This window comes from Caballeronia sp. SBC1, from assembly GCF_011493005.1.
Lineage (GTDB): Bacteria > Pseudomonadota > Gammaproteobacteria > Burkholderiales > Burkholderiaceae > Caballeronia.
In genome coordinates, this window is record NZ_CP049158.1 from 1,473,224 (window position 1) to 1,492,416 (window position 19,193).

General features: G+C 59.1%; 17 protein-coding genes. 12 read left to right on the forward strand and 5 right to left on the reverse strand.

Annotated elements, in window-relative coordinates; translation table 11 throughout:
* The first annotated feature begins 262 nt into the window (after window positions 1-262).
* From SBC1_RS33425 to SBC1_RS33440, 4 genes are all read left to right on the forward strand, one after another.
* Window positions 263-640, forward strand: coding sequence for a helix-turn-helix domain-containing protein (locus SBC1_RS33425; RefSeq protein WP_370469677.1), 378 nt, complete (start codon window positions 263-265; stop codon window positions 638-640).
* Window positions 641-644: 4 nt separating this feature from the next.
* Window positions 645-1,994, forward strand: coding sequence for a type II toxin-antitoxin system HipA family toxin (locus tag SBC1_RS33430; RefSeq protein ID WP_165104587.1), 1,350 nt, complete (start codon window positions 645-647; stop codon window positions 1,992-1,994).
* Between the two features lie 267 nt (window positions 1,995-2,261).
* The gene (locus SBC1_RS33435; protein ID WP_165104588.1) at window positions 2,262-2,483 is read left to right on the forward strand and encodes a hypothetical protein; all 222 of its coding nucleotides are present in this window, start codon (window positions 2,262-2,264) and stop codon (window positions 2,481-2,483) included.
* 232 nt (window positions 2,484-2,715) lie between these two features.
* Complete coding sequence (locus SBC1_RS33440; protein ID WP_165104589.1) at window positions 2,716-3,402, forward strand: glycine zipper 2TM domain-containing protein; 687 nt, start codon at window positions 2,716-2,718, stop codon at window positions 3,400-3,402.
* Between the two features lie 604 nt (window positions 3,403-4,006).
* Here SBC1_RS33440 and SBC1_RS40190 read toward each other — a convergent pair.
* Window positions 4,007-4,261, reverse strand: coding sequence for a hypothetical protein (locus SBC1_RS40190; protein WP_241202321.1), 255 nt, complete (start codon window positions 4,259-4,261; stop codon window positions 4,007-4,009).
* A 733-nt stretch (window positions 4,262-4,994) separates the two neighbouring features.
* Between SBC1_RS40190 and SBC1_RS33445 the strand changes: the two genes are divergently transcribed.
* The 5 genes from SBC1_RS33445 to SBC1_RS33465 all read left to right on the forward strand — a co-directional run bounded on the left by SBC1_RS33445 (window position 4,995) and on the right by SBC1_RS33465 (window position 10,655).
* Complete coding sequence (locus SBC1_RS33445) at window positions 4,995-5,297, forward strand: hypothetical protein (RefSeq protein WP_165104590.1); 303 nt, start codon at window positions 4,995-4,997, stop codon at window positions 5,295-5,297.
* Window positions 5,298-5,323: 26 nt separating this feature from the next.
* Window positions 5,324-6,193, forward strand: coding sequence for an MBL fold metallo-hydrolase (locus SBC1_RS33450; protein ID WP_165104591.1), 870 nt, complete (start codon window positions 5,324-5,326; stop codon window positions 6,191-6,193).
* A gap of 47 nt (window positions 6,194-6,240) precedes the next feature.
* Window positions 6,241-7,503, forward strand: a complete 1,263-nt coding sequence (locus SBC1_RS33455; protein WP_165104592.1) for an FAD/NAD(P)-binding oxidoreductase — start codon at window positions 6,241-6,243, stop codon at window positions 7,501-7,503.
* Window positions 7,504-7,737: 234 nt separating this feature from the next.
* A complete protein-coding gene (locus SBC1_RS33460) occupies window positions 7,738-8,844 on the forward strand; it encodes a porin (protein WP_370469678.1) in 1,107 nt (368 codons plus the stop codon).
* 266 nt (window positions 8,845-9,110) lie between these two features.
* Window positions 9,111-10,655: a methyl-accepting chemotaxis protein gene (locus SBC1_RS33465; RefSeq protein ID WP_165104943.1), complete on the forward strand. Its 1,545-nt coding sequence runs from the start codon at window positions 9,111-9,113 to the stop codon at window positions 10,653-10,655.
* 176 nt (window positions 10,656-10,831) lie between these two features.
* Here SBC1_RS33465 and SBC1_RS33470 read toward each other — a convergent pair whose 3' ends face one another.
* Window positions 10,832-11,833 carry a PHB depolymerase family esterase gene (locus SBC1_RS33470; RefSeq protein WP_165104593.1) on the reverse strand — a complete coding sequence of 334 codons (1,002 nt, stop codon included), beginning with the start codon at window positions 11,831-11,833 and terminating at the stop codon, window positions 10,832-10,834.
* A gap of 43 nt (window positions 11,834-11,876) precedes the next feature.
* Window positions 11,877-12,296 (reverse strand): CopG family transcriptional regulator, encoded by a 420-nt coding sequence (locus SBC1_RS33475; RefSeq protein WP_165104594.1) that lies wholly within the window; start codon window positions 12,294-12,296, stop codon window positions 11,877-11,879.
* Between the two features lie 378 nt (window positions 12,297-12,674).
* On the opposite strand from SBC1_RS33475, the gene SBC1_RS33480 reads away from it, so the two are divergent.
* On the forward strand, window positions 12,675-13,556 hold the full coding sequence (locus SBC1_RS33480; RefSeq protein WP_165104595.1) for a manganese catalase family protein: 882 nt from the start codon (window positions 12,675-12,677) through the stop codon (window positions 13,554-13,556).
* Between the two features lie 146 nt (window positions 13,557-13,702).
* On the opposite strand, the gene SBC1_RS33485 is transcribed toward SBC1_RS33480, so the two are convergent.
* Window positions 13,703-14,974 (reverse strand): MFS transporter, encoded by a 1,272-nt coding sequence (locus SBC1_RS33485; RefSeq protein ID WP_165104944.1) that lies wholly within the window; start codon window positions 14,972-14,974, stop codon window positions 13,703-13,705.
* 215 nt (window positions 14,975-15,189) lie between these two features.
* Window positions 15,190-15,918 carry a FadR/GntR family transcriptional regulator gene (locus SBC1_RS33490; protein WP_165104596.1) on the reverse strand — a complete coding sequence of 243 codons (729 nt, stop codon included), beginning with the start codon at window positions 15,916-15,918 and terminating at the stop codon, window positions 15,190-15,192.
* A 326-nt stretch (window positions 15,919-16,244) separates the two neighbouring features.
* Between SBC1_RS33490 and SBC1_RS33495 the strand changes: the two genes are divergently transcribed.
* Both SBC1_RS33495 and SBC1_RS33500 read left to right on the forward strand, forming a co-directional pair.
* Window positions 16,245-17,363, forward strand: coding sequence for a 3-deoxy-7-phosphoheptulonate synthase (locus tag SBC1_RS33495; protein WP_165104597.1), 1,119 nt, complete (start codon window positions 16,245-16,247; stop codon window positions 17,361-17,363).
* Window positions 17,364-17,667: 304 nt separating this feature from the next.
* On the forward strand, window positions 17,668-19,131 hold the full coding sequence (locus tag SBC1_RS33500) for an amino acid permease (RefSeq protein WP_165104598.1): 1,464 nt from the start codon (window positions 17,668-17,670) through the stop codon (window positions 19,129-19,131).
* Window positions 19,132-19,193: the final 62 nt, after the last annotated feature.

A 19,193-nucleotide genomic window follows, 5' to 3' on the forward strand; every position in this document is an offset into this window, starting at 1 on the left:
ATGGGGCGAACGTGAGAGTCTGATCTGCTACCTGCCGGTTGTTCTGGAGGAGTTACCCGCTGGATAGGGTGCAGGGCTCCCCGGGCAGTAGCTGAACGGTGAGAAAACCAGCGGAAACGAGGATTCAGCCGCGTTGGTCATAGACTTGTCACCACGCATAAAGTATAAATAAAGGACCTTACAAGGACTCTAATCTACTTTAATAGCCCACATGAGGACTGTTAATGATAAAATCTCTCGACGCTCCTCTTAAACTACTATAATGGCCCACATGGAGTCCACTAAACCTCTTAAAAGCCCTGCTGGAGGCCCTAAGATCGGGAAACCGCTCCCAATCCCGGTTCAACGGACACTCACGAAGCTCGGCGAAGACCTCAATCGTGCGAGACGCCGCAGAGGGCTGACGCAGCAAGCGCTCGCCACGCGCATCGGCGCGGGGCTCAATACCGTCAAGCGCATGGAGAACGGCGATCCGCACGTGCAGTTGCATTTCCTCGTGCGGGCGCTCCATTTTTTTGGTGAACTGCAGCGGCTCAATGACCTCCTCGACAGCGGCCAGGACGATATCGGCCTCGCATTGATGGATGAAAAGCTGCCGCAGCGGGTGCGAACCGCCAAAAAAACCACCAAAGCGTTCTAACGGCATGGCGATGAAAACCCAACCCACCAGGTCCGGCAAGCCCGGTATCAGTAAGGCCCTGGAGGTTCACCTCGGGGCCGCCGGCACGCTCGTGGGTCACCTGAACTATGTGAGTCAGGGGCGGCGCGAAATCTCGCAGTTCGCCTATGACGAAACCTGGCTGGCTAATCCGGACCGGTTTGAAGTCTCTCCCGACCTGCCCCTCGAACCTGGCTATCAGCCGCGTCGGGCGCCCAACCCCGTAGACTCGGTGTTTCACTTCGCACTGGCCGACACGGCCCCTGACGCATGGGGGCGTCGTGTCATCAACCGGATCCACGCCAAAGCGCGCAAGGACAATCCTCGCCTGCTACCACTCAACGAGCTCGACTATCTGTGCGCAGTCGACGATTTCAGCCGCATCGGCGCGCTTCGTCTTTGCAACGAAGGGATCTATTTGAGGACAGTTGACGAAGGCCGGCGCACGACGCCGCCCATGATCGAACTCGAACGGATGTACAAGGCCACGCGCGCGCTCGAAACGACCAGGGAAACCGCCGAGGACCTGCGCTACCTGCAAGGCAAAGGCACCTCGCTCGGCGGGATGCGGCCCAAATGCACCGTACTGGATGAAAACGGCAAGCTCGCCATCGGCAAGTTTCCAAGCGTCAATGACACCATCAATGTCACCCGGGCCGAAGTGCTGGCGCTCAAGCTCGCGCGCCAAGCCGGCATTACGACAGCCAACGCCCGGTGCGTCACCTTGAATGACACGCCGGTCGCCATCATTGAACGGTTTGACCGGGAGGACGGCGACCTGCGCATCCCTTATCTCTCGGCTGCGTCCATGCTTCAGGCCTCGCGGCAGAATGTTCACGCCTACACCGAGATCGTCGATGTCATGCAGCAAAAGTGCTCGCATCCGGACGACGACGCGCGAGAATTATGGCGCCGCCTGATTTTCAACCTGCTTATCACCAACACCGACGACCATCTGCAGAACCTCGGCTTTTTATACGACGGCAATGGCCTATGGCGCATTTCGCCAGCGTTCGATGTGAACCCGATGCCCGGCAAGGTGCGAGAGTCCAAGACATGGCTCACGGAAGATGCGGGTCCCATCGAATCAGTCCAGATGCTTCTGGATACGTGCGCCTATTTTTCACTATCCGACGCGCAGGCCAAGGTAATCCTTGGGGAAGTCCTGGACGCAGTAATGGGCTGGCGGCAGGTGGCCGTTACGCCGGACGTTGGACTTGGCGCGCAGGAACTGGATGACTTCGAGGATGCCTTTGAGCATGTCCAGACGGACCAGGCCCGCAAGCTGTTGGGCCGGGCCATGCTGCGGCCTGAGCTCGCCGAGGATGCCGGGTAGCAAGTCCGGCTAGCTTGTTCCGCTGCTAGCCCATTTCCGAGCGGTGCGTCCGTCCGACTGGCCGGATATTGCTAAGGTTTTTCTAAGCATTTCCGTCTACGCTTGTCATAACGGCTGTACACAGACGCCATCATGGACAATGAGAACGTCCAACCTTCTGCATGGCTATTTCTCCTGTTGACGGCTTGACGTGCAAGGGTGGCCGCGTCGTTATCTTCCGCGACTCGCGCAACGCTTTGCATGAAACGCGTGGTCCGGGAGTCCATCATGAAACAGCTTATGTCCGCGGTCATCGGCGCTTCGGTCCTGATCCTGCCCGCCGCATTGTTTGCCGCTCAAGCCGATGGTCCACGAGCGCTGGATCGTGTGGTTCAACAGAACGAGAAATATGAACGGGACCACCCGCAGCAATCGCCGGCCGCAAATGCCGAGCGCAAGGCTGCGGATCAACCGATCGGCGAGCCCACCTCCAACGGAAACGCTCGCTGATCCGGCATCGCGCGTTTTTGCGGGCGACCAGTCATGCAGAATCCCTCGCGTCGCTGACCCTGCGTATTAGATGGCGAAGCGCCTGAAGATTTCCCCTGCCTGACACGATCTTCCTGCCACTGTTCGATCCCTGCTCGATCGCCCACAATTGCTTACATATCTAACAAGCGTACGGTAAACGTGCAATCCGGCAGGTGCGTTGTATAGGGACGCATCCACCTTGGAGATTGCCGTGAGCGCCAATCCGAATTTGTCACAGTCACCACGTAGCCGCATCCACCCGTTGATTGCAGCAGCCGCCGTCGCGGTCATTGTGGTTAGCAGTGTTGGAGTCGCTGCTTTGACCGGCATTCTCCCCTCGTCGAAGGCCGTTCCCGCCGCAGTGACCGCGCCCGCACTCATCGACACACAGCCCAGCGATTCCTTGAACGGGCTCAAGCCCAATGTGCAGCCGCAAGCGTCAAGCGCGGAGCCGGCTCGCCCCGTTACGCGCCATCACTATGTCGCCGCGCGGCCGCAAAACTATGCATCGAACGAAATCAATCGCGGGCCTGCAGGCCCGGCATTCCCAGTCGCTCCCGCTGTGGACCCGTACGCCGGGCAGGTCGTTTCCGTTAACGCGGTCAGGACTGAGGAGCCCACCACGGGTCTCGGCGCCTTGGGCGGCGCTGTGCTGGGCGGTCTTGCCGGTACTCAGATTGGCAACGGCCACGGGCGCACGGCCGCGACCATCGTCGGCGCGCTTGGCGGGGGACTGGCGGGCAACACGGTGGAGCATGCGGTGCACAAAGCAACCACCTACGATGTGCAGGTCCGGATGCAAGACGGTAGTTATCGCAACTTCAGTTACCAGGCAGACCCGGGACTCCAGAGCGGACAACGCGTGCATGTTTCTGGCGACTCGCTGACTGCATCGTGAGTCACTGCGTTGGCCGGGATCGAGATGAGAACTTGGAACGTCGAACTTGGCACGCGCACTTGCGCCGGTAAACCTGAACACCGCAGCGAATGCGTTTCTTCCCGATGGTTGAAACGGCTTTTGCAAGCATCGCTGCGACGTTTAATACTCAGTAGACAACACTCCCGCAGACAATCTTTACGCGAACAGGCGTTTGATTCTTTGCCAAAACGCGAGCCGGTGCGGAGGCGGGACATCAATCGACAATTGTTCGTCAGGATGGTAGTGAACTTCTTGAACCTGCCGAACCTGTGAGACCAGCAGCCCGATGTACATGGTTCTCTCCAAACGTTGGACTTTTAAGTTCACGGAAAGTCGGCAGCTCGGGATTTAAACGCGCAGGCGCTTGGCGACGGGCTTACCCTCTTCCGCTAATGACGGGGATTGAGCATGAAGATGTTGTCGTTCCTGGCATAACCCTCCTTGTTTCTGCTTATCAGCCTTCTGCTTCTGCCTTCTGCTCATTAGCCGCCGCTGCCTGGCAGCCAACGCCTATATATCAACAGACCAATGAGGTAAGTATCCCGAACTATCGGTGCGTCCCTCATGCGTTTTTAAAAGCCCGTCAATGTTCTGTGAGACGTCCCATAGTCATAATAGGCCGATCCGACGCAGGGGGAAACACGCACCAGCATCCGTCGTCATGTCGGAAGAAAAGCAGCGCGCGAGATCCAAACGGCAATGCGGTTTCTACACACACATACCGCCTTCGACCTAAGCGCGTGCGGCTGAACTCGGTGACGCGAACCGGTGCCGAGAGGCCAGGAGCCAGCCATTTGTCGACCTGCGTGCGTAGCGAATATTCATGCGTGGATTTCATGTGCTGCTCCGGCAAATGACTCTTGCTCGACCTCGTTTCGCGCGGACTTGATGCTGTCCGTGGGCCGCCCTGTTTCTTCATCCGGGCTTTGATCTATCGTCCTGCTGAGCGCCGACGCCCTCAGTGCGCTACACCGCGCGAAATACTGCAAATCCGCAAGTTGAGCAACAAGTTGCCTAGCCGTCCTACGCTTCATGACACACCTCCCGCACCGCAACCTGAACTTGATAAAACACTTTAACTGTATGCCTGGATCGCCCGCTTGGGAGGGTTGTCGGCAAAATCGCAACACTTTGTTGCGAAGGGAAGAGCGCCGGATTGATTGCCACGGTTTTGCAGCAGTCGTTTAAATCAGCTACGGCTTCCCATGTTTGTTTATCGGCACGGGGGGATTCGGACTTGAGTGTTGGCGATCAATGCCGTTGGCGTTTTTTTTCGGATGGGTGAGGCAGCCGTGCACGCAACGGTCAGCCGGTATCGATGAAGTCGCGTGGCATTACGCCGTGACGGAAGCGGTGGCACCGCATCCAACGCGTGGATGGTCTGATACAAACCGCGGGCGCCGGCCTTGTTCTGGCTCATAACGCTTTGGCGTCGGCGCAACGTATCATCAAGCTGAACGATCCGCATATGACCCGGTTGTCGCGCTTTCCCGGCACCGATCAACCCGTGCACGCGTTCGGCGCGATCGAAAACCACTGGTGTCGCTGGCCATGGAAACAAGGAACCGGCCATGCCGGTATCCATGGACTCCCCGCCGGTGGCCGGTGACATCGAGGACATTGCGACCCATGCGCCGCCTGTGGTGGAACGGGTGCAACAGCAGATCGATAACAGCTTCACGCTGCTGGTCATCGAGCTGATTCATACGGTCCAGGGATTTGCGCCGCCAGCAGCAACCGGACTTCACGTAGTCGCCGGGCACCGCGCGTCTTTACACTGCGCTGCGCGCCATGGTTGCGTTCCTCGATCGCGACCGGCCGTTGACGCCCGGTTCCCGTGCGCCAGAAACCTTACTGCACAGTTACCCGGTTGATTTTTGATTAATTTTTGGAGCACTCAATGACGCCATGCGTTGAAGCATTTCCGGACCCAGCGACCTCAACCGTCACCTACGTTGTGTATGAAGCGGCGGGTTCACCGTGCGCGATCATCGACGCAGTGCTCGACTATGAACCGCGCTCCGGCCGCACCTCGACGCATTCGGCTGACCGCGTGATCCGCTTTGTGAACGAGCATGACTTGCGGGTGCAATGGCTGCTCGAGACGCACGCCCACGCCGATCACATCTCGGCTGCGGCATATCTCAGGAAACAACTGGGCGGCGCCATTGCAATCGGTGAACACATCCGGTCAGTACAGACGGTGTTCGAACGGCGCTTCAATCTTGAACCAACGATGTCGCCTATGTCGTCCGGCCCTGCGCCTTTCGATCACTTGTTCGCCGATGGCGATACGTTCCAGGTCGGAGCGCTGACCGGCCGTGTGATGCATGTTCCCGGTCACACGCCGGCCGATGTCGCCTATTTGTTCGACGACATGGCGTTCATGGGCGATACCTTGTTCATGCCCGACGTTGGCACGGCGCGCTGCGACTTTCCCGGCGGCGATGCCAACACGCTATACGAATCGATTGGGAAACTGCTTGACCTGCCGCCGCACACGCGTCTGTTTGCGTGCCACGACTATCCGCCTGATGGCCGTGAAACCCGCTGGGAAACCACGGTCGCCGAGCAGCGTGCAGCAAACATCCATGTCCGCGATGGCATCACTGCCGGCGAATTCGTCGCCATGCGCGCGGCCCGTGACGCGACCCTTGGTCCACCGGCGCTGATCATCCCGTCCATTCAGCTGAACATCCGCGCGGGTGTTTTTCCACCGGCCGAATCCAACGGCGTGAGTTATCTGAAGCTTCCGCTGAACACGTTTTAAAGCAGTCGGGCAGGGTGAGAAATGAACTTGGAAGCAGGGGTACCGCAATGAGCACGGATGCAGCATCTTCAGGCAACACAGAAACCTTCGACGTGGTTGTCATTGGCGGCGGCGCTGCGGGTATTGGCGTGACAGCAAGCTTGCTGCGCCGGCGGCCCGATCTTCGCATCGCGATCATCGAACCGAGTGAGCGGCATTTCTATCAGCCCGCGTGGACGCTGGTCGGCGGCGGTGCTTTCAACATAGACGACACCATGCGCCCTACGTCGTCCGTGATGCCCGAACAAGCGCTCTGGCTGCAAGCCAGTGCGCTCGCGATTGAGCCCGAGCATCGCCTTGTCCGGCTCGGCGACGGGCATAGCGTCGGTTATCGGCACTTGATCGTTTGTCCCGGCTTACGGCTTGCGTGGGAAAAAATTGAAGGCCTGGAAGAGACACTGGGCAAGAACGGCGTGACGTCAAATTATCGATTCGATCTTGCGCCGTACACGTGGAAGCTGGTCAATGAGCTCAAGCGTGGCAAGGCGCTCTTTACGCAGCCAGCCATGCCGATCAAATGCGCCGGTGCGCCGCAAAAAGCGCTCTATCTGTCTTGCGATCACTGGCTGAGGCAAGGCGTGCTCGATCATATCGACGTCGAGTTCAACCTTGCTGGCGATGTCCTTTTCGGAGTCGCCGCGTTCGTGCCGTCGTTGATGAAATATGTCGAGCGTTATCACGCTTCGCTTGCGTTCGGGTCGAATCTGGTGAGCGTGGACGGCGCTCGCCGGATCGCTTCGTTCAGCGTTAAGGACAATGCGGACAATGCCGGCAGCGTAGTTCGTATCGACAAACCATTCGACATGTTGCATGTCGTCCCGCCCCAGCTTCCGCCGGATTTGATCAGCAAGAGCGTGCTCGCCGACAAAGCCGGCTGGTGCGAAGTCGATCACGCCACGCTCGTGCACCCGCGTTATCCGGACATCTTCGCACTCGGCGATGCCTGTTCAGCGCCCAACGCAAAAACGGCCGCAGCCGTTCGCAAGCAGATTGTTGTGGTGGCGGAAAACCTGCTGGCCGCGCGTGAACAAAAGCCTCTCCCCGCACGCTACGACGGCTATGGCGCTTGCCCGCTGACGGTTGAGAAAGGCAAGGTCGTATTGGCGGAATTCGGCTATGGCGGCAAGCTGCTACCGACCTTCCCGCTCGACCCGACCGTGCCGCGCGCCCTCGCGTGGCATCTGAAGACAGCCGTCCTTCCGTGGATGTACTGGAACGGCATGTTGAAGGGCCGGGAATGGCTCCTCGGGCCAATGAAATCTCAAGCATGAGTGATGGAACACGTTTGATCACTCACTGAAGAACGTTGAGTGGAAATTCAGAATTATCCGAAGTCCTCATACATAGTTATGCGAAATAAAATTTCGCGATTTTAACATATCACGCCCCAATCGTCGAATGGACGAAATTTGACAGGTTACCCGCTGGCTTTTTGATCTTTGTTGTACTAAGTGTATGCCATCGAAATGAAACCATTCCCCTAACCTCCTAAACCTGGCGTTTATATGATTAAAAAAATTGCAACGATCATCCCGATCATGGCCACCGCCTCCCTGGCGCATGCACAGAGTTCGGTCACGTTATACGGGATCGTGGAAGATGGTGTCGATATAGTCAGCAACGTGCAGGGCAGCCATCTGGTCCAGATTGCATCCGGGGTGACCGCAGGCAGCCGCTGGGGCGTGCGCGGCACGGAGGATCTGGGCGGTGGCCTGTCCTCAATCTTCCGCCTCGAAAGCGGCTTCAACATCAACTCAGGACGCCTTGGCAGCGGTCTCGCGTTTTCCCGTAACGCTTATGTGGGCCTTCAGAGCGAACAGGCCGGTACGGTGACGCTCGGCCGTCAGTGGGACTCAGTTGTGGACTTCGTCGAGCCTTATACGCTGAACGGTAACATCGGCGGCTATTATTTCGCCCATCCGAACGACATGGACAACACCGACAACGGCTTCCCCATCTCGAACGCCATCAAATATCGCAGCCCCACCTTTGCCGGGTTCACCTTCGGCGGACTGTATTCGCTGGGCGGCATCGCCGGGCAGTTCTCAAACAACTCCACCTTCAGCGCGGGCGCAACCTATGCCGCCGGACCGGTCAGTGCAGGCGTGGGGTATCTGCGCATCAACGATCCGGGCGTCTCAACCCAGGGTTACCAGAACTATCCGGGCTTCACGAACGCGGTCTATGGCGACTTCCTGGCCGCTGCCCGTGCGCAGAAGGTACTGGGCGTAGGGGCTTCGTATCAGGTGCTGGCTTCGCTGCGTGTGCTGGCCGATTTCACGAATACGATTTTCCAGCAAGGCAGCGCGGGACACGATGCAACCTTCCAGAACTACGAGTTATCGACTCTTTACAATCCCACCCCGGCAGTGACGATCGGCGCGGGTTACACCTACACCACCGGCCGTGATCATGCGACCGGCGCACAGCCCAAATACAACCAGTTCAATTTGACGGCCGAATATGCGCTCTCGAAGCGGACATCGGTGTATATGCTCGGCGTGTTTCAGAAAGCTGCCGGCGACGCACAGGCCGCTCAGATCGCCGGCTTCAATCCTTCGAGCAATCAGAAGCAGGCCGTTGGACGGGTCGGTATTCGAAGCACTTTTTAATTCCATGCCTGACCTCTGATCGTTACGACGATACGTGTCCGCTTGCTCTACGAGCGCCGTGCAACCGGACACGCGGCATATGCATCGCGCAGTCTTATCATCTGACGAATAGGATGACGTGTTCGTTTCACTGCCTACGGGTTATCCCATCCCTACATTCCGCCCGCGCTTTGCCGTAAAGAAGTCAGGCATAGCGTTCGGCAGCGCCCGACGCCGCACAGTTAATCAGACGGTTCAATATAGGCGACGGCGGAAACATGAAGAAGATGACGTTGAATCAAAAGCTCGGATCGATGATCGCCGTGCTATGGATCGGATTGGTCGCAATCGGATTTATAGGAGCCTGGCAAAGCCGTTCATCGACAATGGACGATCGCCGTGATCAATTGAAAGCGCTGGTTGCCGAAGGCATGACTGCCACCGCTCATTTCCAGAGTCTCGCTGCGAACAAGACGATCTCCGAAGACGAAGCGAAAAAGCGAGCGCTTGAAGTGCTTGGCTCGATGCGCTACGGCACGGACGGCTACATCTCCGTCAACGACTCGCAGTCCACGATGATCATGCATCCGATCAAGCCGGCCATGAACGGACACAACTTCGCAAACTTCACCGATCCGGCGGGCAACAAGCTCTTTGTCAATATTGTCAACGCCGCGAGCTCAACGCCCGATGGTGGTTTCGTCAACTATATGTGGTCCAAGCCCGGCAGCGACACCCCCGTGCCGAAGATGAGTTTCGCGAAGCACTTTGTACCGTGGGACTGGTTCATCGTGACCGGCATGTACACGGACGACATCGATGCTGCGTTCTACGCGAGCGCGTTTCGCTGGTTCGCGATCACCGCCGTGCTCGGTGTGCTCGCTTCGCTGGTCATGCTGCTGGTGTTACGCAGCATCAAGCGTGAACTCGGCGGCGATCCGTCGATTGCTGTCGGCGCGGCGCAGCGCATTGCGCGCGGCGACCTGACCACGCATGTGCCACTTGCCGACGGCGATTCGCATAGCCTGATGTTCGCGTTGAGCGAGATGCAAAGCGGTCTGGTGGAAACCGTCACGCGGGTGCGAGCCGGGACGGAGAACATCAATGTGGGGGCATCGGAGATTGCAGCGGGGAATACCGATCTGTCGCAACGCACCGAGCAGCAGGCCGCTGCATTGGTACAGACGGCATCGAGCATGGACGAGATGACGGCGAACGTGAAGCAGAACGCCAACAGCGCGACGCAAGCCGCCAAGCTGGCCGGCGAAGCTGCCGATGTGGCCCAGCGCGGCAGCGGTGTGGTCGAGCAGGTCATTCACACCATGACGCGCATTACGGAAAGCTCGAAGCAGATTGGCGACATCATCGGCGTGATTGATGGCATCGCGTTCCAGACCAACATCCTGGCACTGAACGCGGCCGTGGAAGCAGCGCGTGCCGGTGAGCAAGGGCGCGGGTTTGCTGTGGTGGCAGCAGAAGTGCGCAGTCTGGCACAACGCTCGGCAACGGCCGCGAAGGAGATCAAGGCGCTGATCGGGACATCGACGGAAACGGTGAAGGAAGGCGCGTCGCTGGTGTCGAACGCCGGCGCGACGATGGGCGAAATCGTGAGTTCGGTACGCCGCGTGAACGAGATCCTCGATGAAATCAGCCACGCTTCGAACGAGCAAAGCGCAGGTATTGAACAGGTGAACCGCGCAGTGGGTGAAATGGATCAAGTGACGCAGCAGAACGCGGCGCTGGTGGAAGAAGCGGCAGCGGCGGCACATTCGTTGAAGGATCAGGTCGATGTGCTGCGTGAAGCGATCGGGAGCTTTTCGCTGCCGGCTTGAGCTTTACGATGAGACCATGAACGAAAGGGCCATTCGCATGGCCCTTTCGTCTTTCTCCGAGACACTATCTATTACACGTCATTCGCGCCCCCAGAGTCCGCAGTGCACGACTGCCGCTTCATCTTCAATAAGCGGCCCAAACACGCTCACCGCCCCCTTTTTAAAGATGTTGCCGATCAACTTTTCAGTGGATGATCGCGGAAAAACCGCATCATGACCGCGCTCGCGCACGGACCCGTTGCATCGGTGTACGAACCATTCGCGCTACCACCTGCCCAGGCGTGCGGAGCGCCATGGATGCGCCACAACTCGGCATCGACACCCTCCGCTGATTTCAGACGCTCCACTGTGCTCTTACGCTTGCCCCCTTCGCCATGAGAAGTCTCGTCGAAGACAACGGCCTGAGCGCCAAAACCGCGCAACAACTCAGCCGCATTTGATGGATGCACGGTTGCGTCGGCATCGCCGTGAAAAACGATCAGCGGCCGCTTCGGTGCCGCCGCGCGACTAGCGCCGGGTGATTTTCCACCTCGCATGGCCGCCAGCGCCGATTGCAAATCATGCGCTGAACCCACGGCCAGCCCTGAATGCACGCACGCCGCGGCGTACAAGTCCGGATACGCCTGAACCATGATGGCGGCCATTGCCCCACCCGCTGACAAACCGGCCACGAATACGCGCGCCGGGTCGACTGCGTGCTTCGACATCACTTCTCGCGTAATGCCAGCAATCAGCGCCGGCTCGCCGCTGTCACGCCGCTGATCGGTGGGCTTGAACCAGTTCCAGCACTTCGATGCGTTCGCGCCCTGCGGCTGCACTGGATACACCACGATGCATCCGTCCCGCTCCGCCTGCGCGTTCATTTGCGTGCCTGCAGCGAAGTCGTCGGCGTCCTGCGTGCAGCCATGCAGCATGACCACCAGCGGCAGCGGACGGCCGCCGTGATGCTTCGGCACGTAGAGCTTGTAGCTCCGATGACCGGCGGTGCTGGTGAATGTATGCGTCGTGAAGGTGCCCGGATATGGGACAGCGGGAGCATCCGTATTTGTTTGAGTGGCTGGCTGAGCATGCGCCCCAAGCGCACGCTGCAGCGCCGCGGTGGCTTCCCTCGGGCCGCGTGCGCGCAGCAGCTTCATTGCATCCTGCATTGAATGCAGGAATCCTTCGCTGATTTTCATTATCTTTCCCACTGTTTTTTGCTATTGCTCTTTTCGAGCATGACTAGGCAATCCGGCCAGCCAGCGCCGCTTTCACCGCAGGCGAGGCATGAAAAGCGCCCAGGACGACAATCGATGCGATCGTTTCGAGCGCCAATTCGGCGGACACGTCGGCAGCAATGCTCGCGAGTCCCAGCACCTGAATGTCGAACTGTTCACCCGCCGCGCGCGCCGCTTCAAGATCGCTCTTGGAAAAGTGCTGCATGCCCAGCACCAGCGCACGCCGCGTCACCGTTTCGTTCACGACCTGAGAGTGCGTCGCAAGCTGATTCCGGATAGCCGTGCGAATCAGGTCCGTGCGGTTGGAATAAAAACCCTCTTCCACCAGCAGGTCGATCTGCCCCAAGTCCACAGGACCCAGGTTGATCGTGATCTTCTCCGTCTCACCGCCCTTCGGCCTGAGTACTTCGATTTTTTGAATCATCTAAACCATCCAATTACCATCCAGTGAGATGGTTATAGGCTGGTTTTTGCATTACGTCAAGATTTTTTGACGTTTCGCTTCGCTCTGCAGAAGCCGGAAATCGGGACAAGGCGCATCAGGAACGGCCCATGCTGAAGTTGTCGTCGCAGTCCATTTTTCCTTCGCGGCGAAATTGCCGCTTGTACGCCAGAGCATTTCGCCGCTCTGAGACCCGGGCGCCCAGGGTTGGGTGCGACGCAGTTTTTGCATCGCGTTGCTGTCCGGAGCAATTCGCCACCTTCGTTTTGTTTTTTCATCGCGACAATTTCGCGTGCTTCTGCACGTCTGTCGCGTGCTCAAAAAAACGCTGAACGATAAACTATTGAAGGAGTACTACCTATGTTTATTCATAACAAACGCCTGCAATACACCGTCCGTGTCGCTGCGCCGAATCCAGGTCTCGCCAACCTGCTGCTTGAGCAGTTCGGCGGCCCACAGGGCGAGCTTGCCGCGGCCTGCCGCTACTTCACACAAGCCGTAGGGGAGGACGATCCGGGCCGCAAGGACATGCTGTTCGATATTGCCACGGAGGAACTGAGCCATCTGGAAATCATAGGTTCAATCGTTGCGATGCTGAACAAGGGCGCGAAGGGCCAACTGTCCGAAGCGGTCGAGAAGGAAGCGGAGCTGTACCGGTCGATGACTTCCGGCGGCAACGACTCGCATACCACCGCCCTTCTCTACGGCGGCGGTCCCGCGCTTACGAATTCGGCGGGCGTACCGTGGTCGGCGGCGTATATCGACACCATTGGCGAGCCGACTGCCGATCTCCGCTCGAATATCGCGGCTGAAGCGCGTGCCAAGATCGTGTACGAACGACTGATCAACGTCACCGATGACCCTGGCATTCAGGAAGCGCTCGGTTTCCTCATGACGCGTGAAATTGCGCATCAGAAGTCCTTCGAGAAGGCACTGCATTCCATCCAGCCGAATTTCCCGCAGGGCAAGTTGCCGGGTGTGCCGGAATTTACAAGCGTCTACTACAACATGTCGCAAGGCAGCGAGGCACCGGTGCGCGGACCGTGGAACGAAGGCGGCGACTGGAAGTTCGTGGAAGATCCGCAACCGGCCGTGGATGGCGGAGACGGGCTCGCGACCGTGGGCGTATCGGCGGAAGACGTGGATGTGTTGCAGGCCATGGCTGCGCGCACGGCATCAGACAAGAGTTCGGATCCGACCACCGGCGCCGATCTTGGAGCGGGGCAAGCGACGGCGGTTTGAGTGGGCGTTCGAAACAGGATGCAACCGCGCGGTCTGGATAAATCAGGCCGTGTGGTTCGCTTCGCCTCCCCTTAACCAAGGCTGGCATCGTTTAATCCAGGCGTCTCCTTGCCCGAAAAGCTACACATCGGGCAGGACCGCAAACCTCACGCCCCCTGAACCGGTCCTTGCTCCGGCACCACCCGGCGCACCATGAACCAATAAAACAGCGCGGAACATCCCGCAATCAGTCCGCCAGAAATCAACGCGATCGAATAAGAGCCGGTTTTATCGACGATAAACCCCGCCACGACGGGCGAGAACGCCCCACCGAAATACCCGCCGAAATTCTGAATCGCGCTGACGGAGGCGACCATCGACTTGGGCGCAACGTCCGATGCGAGCGCCCACGCCGCACCAATAATTGCCGCGAGAAACGCAAGGCCCAGCGTCATCAGCGTGATGGTGACCCCCAGTGAATCAACGAAAGGAATTGCCACCGCGGAACCCGCCGCGCCGATCGCGCAAATCACGATCCACATGCGCTTGGCATCAATGGGCGTCGCCATTCCTCGATCAACCATCTTCTTCGTCAGATACCCCACAATAATTTCCCCCACCGCGCCGCCGATCCACGGAATGCTCGCGTAAATACCGAGTTGTACGAACGATATGTGAAAGCGATCAAGCAAATACAGCGGCAGGAACACGAGAAACAGGTTCCACAACCAGATTGCGCAGAAGTAGCCGAGGATCATGCCCCACACGCTGCGGTGCGTGAACAATCCGCGCCATTCGTGAGTTGAATTGCTGATCGAGCGCTCGCGTCCTCCGCCGCCCGCTTCTATATAAGCAAACTCTTCCTTCGAAAGCCGCTTGCTCTGCTCGGGATTTCGATAGAGAAAGAGAAATACGATGGCGAACGCGATGCCGACAAACCCCGCCACATGAAAGAGCGAGCGCCATCCGAACGCGACCATCAACGCAACGAGGACAGCGGGCGCAAGCGCGGGTCCCCATTTTGACGATGAGTCCCAGATGCCCGTGGCAAACCCGCGCTCCTTCATCGGGAACCACGCGGCTGTGATCTTCGCCGAGGTCGGCCAGCACGGCGCTTCGCCAACTGCCAGCAACGCGCGCATCACGAGCAACGCGCTGACCGATCCGACCACGCCGGTCATGTAGGTCGCAACACTCCACCAGATCATGGCGATCGCGTAGGCCTTCTTCGCGCCGAAGCGGTCGATCACCCAGCCCGCCGGCAATTGCATCACCGCGTAGGTCCACGCGAACACCGTGCCGAGCAAGCCGATCTGCGTGCGTGACAACCCGAGTTCGCGAATCATTTCCGGCGCGGCGATGGAGAGACTGGCGCGGTCGATGTAGTTAATGATGCCGCCCGCCACCAGCCATATCAGCACGGTCCAGCGAAAATTCATACGGGCGCCGGTTGCAACTTCGGCGGTTGATACGAGCTTGTCGGCCACATCCGTCTCCTCGTCTACGCGAAAGGGCGTCCCTGAATGGACGCCCTTTTATGAGTTTTTAATAGTCACACTATATTTCGCATCGAATCGGTCAGGCAGCGGCGTAAACCCGGCTTAATCGTCAAATAGTCTTACTATTTTCAACTGATTGGAGACTAAAACACTGTCTAGGCGCGGCGCGTGCCGCCATCTTCAAGCACGCTGTCCGCATCAACCCGCGCGCTTTCGAGTTGCACCAGACTCGCCTGCCGCGCGCCCAGTGGATCCCGGCTTTGAATGGCCGTGAGAATCGCCTTGTGCCGCGGCAAGGACAGCGCGTGAGTATCGGGATGACGGCTGGTCAGGCGGATGGATTCGGACAATGCGAGCGACATCATATTGCCGATGTACGCCAGCATGTCGTTGTGCGTGGCCGCCATGATCGCGCGATGAAACTCCAGATCGGGTTCGAGCAATTCGGGCGCGGTTGCGGCCGCCTCCATGCGCATGTAGGCGGCCTCGATCCTGGCAAGATCCTCGCCGCTGCCGCTCGTCGCCGCGAGTGCCGCAGCGGCCGGTTCAATGATGCGCCGTACCGTGAGCAGCGACCGGAAGAACTCGCCTTCGGGCATGCTGCTGAGCGTCCAGTAAAGCACGTCGGGGTCCAGCATGTGCCAGTCGGCGCGCGGCCTGACGACACTGCCTACCCGCGGCTTCGACACCACCAGCCCCTTCGCCACGAGCACACGCGTTGCTTCCCTCAAGACCGGGCGGCTCACGCCGTAGGTCTCGCACAGCAGCGCCTCGGCGGGCAGCCGTTCGCCGGGAGCCACCTTGCCGCCGACGATGTCCATGCCGAGATCCTGCACGATGCGCCCGTGCATGCTTTTGCTTTGTTGAAGATGTCGATAGTCCATGTTCGGCGAAAGAGAAGCTTCGGTCCTGACCGACGTACACACAGCATAAGCACGGCGACGGAAAATCCAAAATAGTATGACTAAATTGAGGGTAAACGCGCTTGGGTGGTTGCCGAAACGAGGTTTGGTATAACTTCAATCAGCAAAATCTGTGTCGGAAGGTCGCTGATAACGCAACGAATCGTGAACACGCGTCATCTGGCCGATCACGACCAAGCTCATCCCGCGTCTATCTCTTTGCTTATTTTGCTCCACCCGGTCTCCTGCATTGACTGGCTCAAATGCGATAATCCCAGGCTGTCACCCTGTTTCCGGAGAACCATCCCATGAGCCGCCTCGACAACCCGTTTCACGACCAGGAGGCCGGCCGTGCCGACTCGACGCAAGATACAACCCGCATCGACGACGTCCGCATCGGTGCCGTCCGCCCGCTAATTTCTCCTGCGCTGTTGCAAGACGATCTGCCTGTGCCGCTCGCGGTGCAGACGCTGGTTGAAAAAAGCCGCGTTGAAATAGCCGACATTCTTCAAGGCCGCGACGACCGGCTGGTCGTTGTGGTCGGACCGTGCTCGATTCACGACCATGACCAGGCACTTGAATACGCCCATCTGCTGAAGGCCACCGCCGACGAACTGCGCGACGACCTCTTGATCGTGATGCGCGTGTACTTCGAAAAGCCGCGCACGACCGTGGGCTGGAAGGGTTATATCAACGACCCGCTGCTCGACGGCACGTTCCGGATCAACGAAGGCCTGCGCCGCGCACGTCAGCTGCTCCTCGAGATCAGCGGCATTGGCTTGCCAACGGGCACCGAGTTTCTCGACTTGCTGAGCCCGCAGTACATTGCGGACCTGATTGCCTGGGGCGCTATTGGCGCACGGACAACAGAGAGCCAGAGCCATCGGCAACTGGCGTCGGGACTGAGCTGCCCGATCGGTTTCAAGAACGGCACCGACGGCGGCGTGCAGATCGCAGCGGACGCAATCGTCGCAGCGCAAGCAAGCCACGCATTCATGGGCATGACCAAGATGGGCATGGCCGCCATCTTCGAAACCCGCGGCAACGCGGACGCACACGTGATCCTGCGCGGCGGCAAGAAGGGGCCGAACTACGACAGCGAAGGGGTCGCCGCCGCCTGTGCCGCACTCAAGGAAGTGGGACTTCGCGAACAGGTGATGATCGATTGCTCGCATGCGAATTCGGGCAAGTCGCATCTGCGCCAGATCGAGGTAGGTCAGGACATCGCACGGCAACTGAACGGCGGCGACCGGCGCATTATTGGCGTGATGATCGAAAGTCATCTGGAAGAGGGCCGGCAAGATCTGAAGCCCGGAGTACCGCTGCGCCGCGGCGTCTCCATTACCGATGCGTGCCTCGCCTGGACGCAAACCGAACCGGTATTGCAAACGCTCGCTGCTGCAGTACGTGAGCGCCGCAAGCACTGATACGGACTCGCCAAGGAGCTCACCGAGCTTCCTGGAACATTGCATTGCCGCAAACCCATCGCGTGCTCACGCGATGATCAACCCGCCGGTATTGCACCCTGACCGGTGCAAGACCGGATCGCTGCATCGCTTCCCATTAAATTTCATTCGGCATAGACTTAATCCGTCAGCGCCATTCACTCATTGCAGTGAGTCGTCGTGAGTCGTCTTGCATCAAGCGTTTTTCGTAGTGATCCGCAGGTTGATCCGGGCAAACCGTCCGGGTTAACTCGTGCCCACCGAAGTACGACGGAGGCGATACATCATGGCTGACACGAGTTACATGGCGCGTAAAACCGTTGCCGATATAGTCAAGAGTGCTGACGGCGGCGAGCGCCCGCTAGCGAAGACACTCGGCGCACTGAGCATCACGGCAATGGGCATTGGCGCCATTATTGGCGCGGGTATATTCGTGCTGACAGGCACGGCCGCTGCGCAGTTTGCGGGTCCGGCCATCATCCTGTCGTTCATACTGGGCGGTATTGCTTGCGCGTTTGTCGGCCTGTGTTATTCCGAACTCGCAGCCATGCTGCCCGTCTGCGGCAGCAGCTACACCTACACGTACGCCACACTAGGCGAGGTGTTCGCGTGGATCATCGGCTGGGACCTGATCCTCGAATACGCCATGCGCGCGTCCACCGTTGCGGTCGGTTGGTCGGGTTACATCGTCAGCCTGCTGCATAACGTGGGCGTCTCCATTCCGCCCCGGCTGGCAGCGGCTCCCGGCACCATGGTGAAGCTTGCCGACGGCACGTCCGTGGCGGGCATGGTCAACCTTCCGGCCGTCTTCATCATCGCGATCCTGACGCTCATGCTGGTGATGGGGACCAAGGAGTCGGCAAGGCTCAACAATGTCATGGTCGCGATCAAGCTGTTTGTCGTGGTGGCGTTTCTCGCGCTGGGCGTGTTCTTCGTGCATCCCGCGAACTGGCATCCGTTCATTCCGGCCAACACCGGCGAGTTCGGCAACTTCGGCATGAGCGGAATCCTGCGCGGCTCCGCTGTCGTGTTCTTTGCGTTCATCGGATTCGATGCGGTATCGACCTGTGCCCAGGAAGCTAAAAAACCGCAGAGCGACATGCCGATCGGCATTCTCGGCTCACTGATAATCTGCACGGTCCTGTACATCGCGGTGGCGGGGGTGCTCACCGGACTCGTGCCTTATGGCGAATTGAACGTGCCCGATCCTATTGCGAAGGGCGTGGACGTAATCGGCCTCACCTGGTTCTCCATCCTCATCAAGATCGGCGCGCTGACCGGCCTGACGACCGTGATCCTCGTGCTGTTGTACGGACAGAGCCGCATCTTCTTCACGATGTCGCAGGACGGCTTGCTGCCGGGATTGTTCGCGCGGGTTCATCCGCGTCTTAAGACGCCTCACCTCAGCCAGACCATGATTGGTGTGGTCGTCGCTATCGTTGCGGCATTCACACCAATCAGCGTGCTGGGCGAGATGGTGAGCATCGGCACGCTGTTCGCCTTTGTCCTGGTCTGCGGCGCGGTGATCTATCTGCGGCGCAGCGACTCCGGTGCAAACCGGCCGTTTCGTGTGCCTGGAGTGCCGGTGGTACCCATTCTCGGCATCCTGTTTTGCGTGCTCCTGATGACCGGCCTGCCACTCGTCACGTGGATGCGGCTCGTGATCTGGCTGGTGATCGGACTCGTGATCTACATCTCATATGGACGCAATAACTCGCTGCTGCGGCATCCGGAACGGCACGTGGGGTAACAGTGCAGCGTGCGTCGTGCAACGGCGGTTGAATCTCACGCTTCGCACGACGCTGACCAGAC

Excerpts from the sequence above, each read along its gene's own strand:
- SBC1_RS33460 (WP_370469678.1), top strand. The coding sequence starts at position 7,738 with ATGATTAAAAAAATTGCAACGATCATCCCGATCATGGCCACCGCCTCC.
- SBC1_RS33465 (WP_165104943.1), top strand. The coding sequence starts at position 9,111 with ATGACGTTGAATCAAAAGCTCGGATCGATGATCGCCGTGCTATGGATC.
- SBC1_RS40190 (WP_241202321.1), bottom strand. The coding sequence starts at position 4,261 with ATGAAATCCACGCATGAATATTCGCTACGCACGCAGGTCGACAAATGG.
- SBC1_RS33475 (WP_165104594.1), bottom strand. The coding sequence starts at position 12,296 with ATGATTCAAAAAATCGAAGTACTCAGGCCGAAGGGCGGTGAGACGGAG.
- SBC1_RS33480 (WP_165104595.1), top strand. The coding sequence starts at position 12,675 with ATGTTTATTCATAACAAACGCCTGCAATACACCGTCCGTGTCGCTGCG.
- SBC1_RS33500 (WP_165104598.1), top strand. The coding sequence starts at position 17,668 with ATGGCTGACACGAGTTACATGGCGCGTAAAACCGTTGCCGATATAGTC.
- SBC1_RS33450 (WP_165104591.1), top strand. The coding sequence starts at position 5,324 with ATGACGCCATGCGTTGAAGCATTTCCGGACCCAGCGACCTCAACCGTC.
- SBC1_RS33490 (WP_165104596.1), bottom strand. The coding sequence starts at position 15,918 with ATGGACTATCGACATCTTCAACAAAGCAAAAGCATGCACGGGCGCATC.
- SBC1_RS33435 (WP_165104588.1), top strand. The coding sequence starts at position 2,262 with ATGAAACAGCTTATGTCCGCGGTCATCGGCGCTTCGGTCCTGATCCTG.
- SBC1_RS33485 (WP_165104944.1), bottom strand. The coding sequence starts at position 14,974 with ATGAATTTTCGCTGGACCGTGCTGATATGGCTGGTGGCGGGCGGCATC.
- SBC1_RS33430 (WP_165104587.1), top strand. The coding sequence starts at position 645 with ATGGCGATGAAAACCCAACCCACCAGGTCCGGCAAGCCCGGTATCAGT.
- SBC1_RS33455 (WP_165104592.1), top strand. The coding sequence starts at position 6,241 with ATGAGCACGGATGCAGCATCTTCAGGCAACACAGAAACCTTCGACGTG.
- SBC1_RS33495 (WP_165104597.1), top strand. The coding sequence starts at position 16,245 with ATGAGCCGCCTCGACAACCCGTTTCACGACCAGGAGGCCGGCCGTGCC.
- SBC1_RS33425 (WP_370469677.1), top strand. The coding sequence starts at position 263 with ATGGCCCACATGGAGTCCACTAAACCTCTTAAAAGCCCTGCTGGAGGC.
- SBC1_RS33470 (WP_165104593.1), bottom strand. The coding sequence starts at position 11,833 with ATGAAAATCAGCGAAGGATTCCTGCATTCAATGCAGGATGCAATGAAG.
- SBC1_RS33445 (WP_165104590.1), top strand. The coding sequence starts at position 4,995 with ATGCCGGTATCCATGGACTCCCCGCCGGTGGCCGGTGACATCGAGGAC.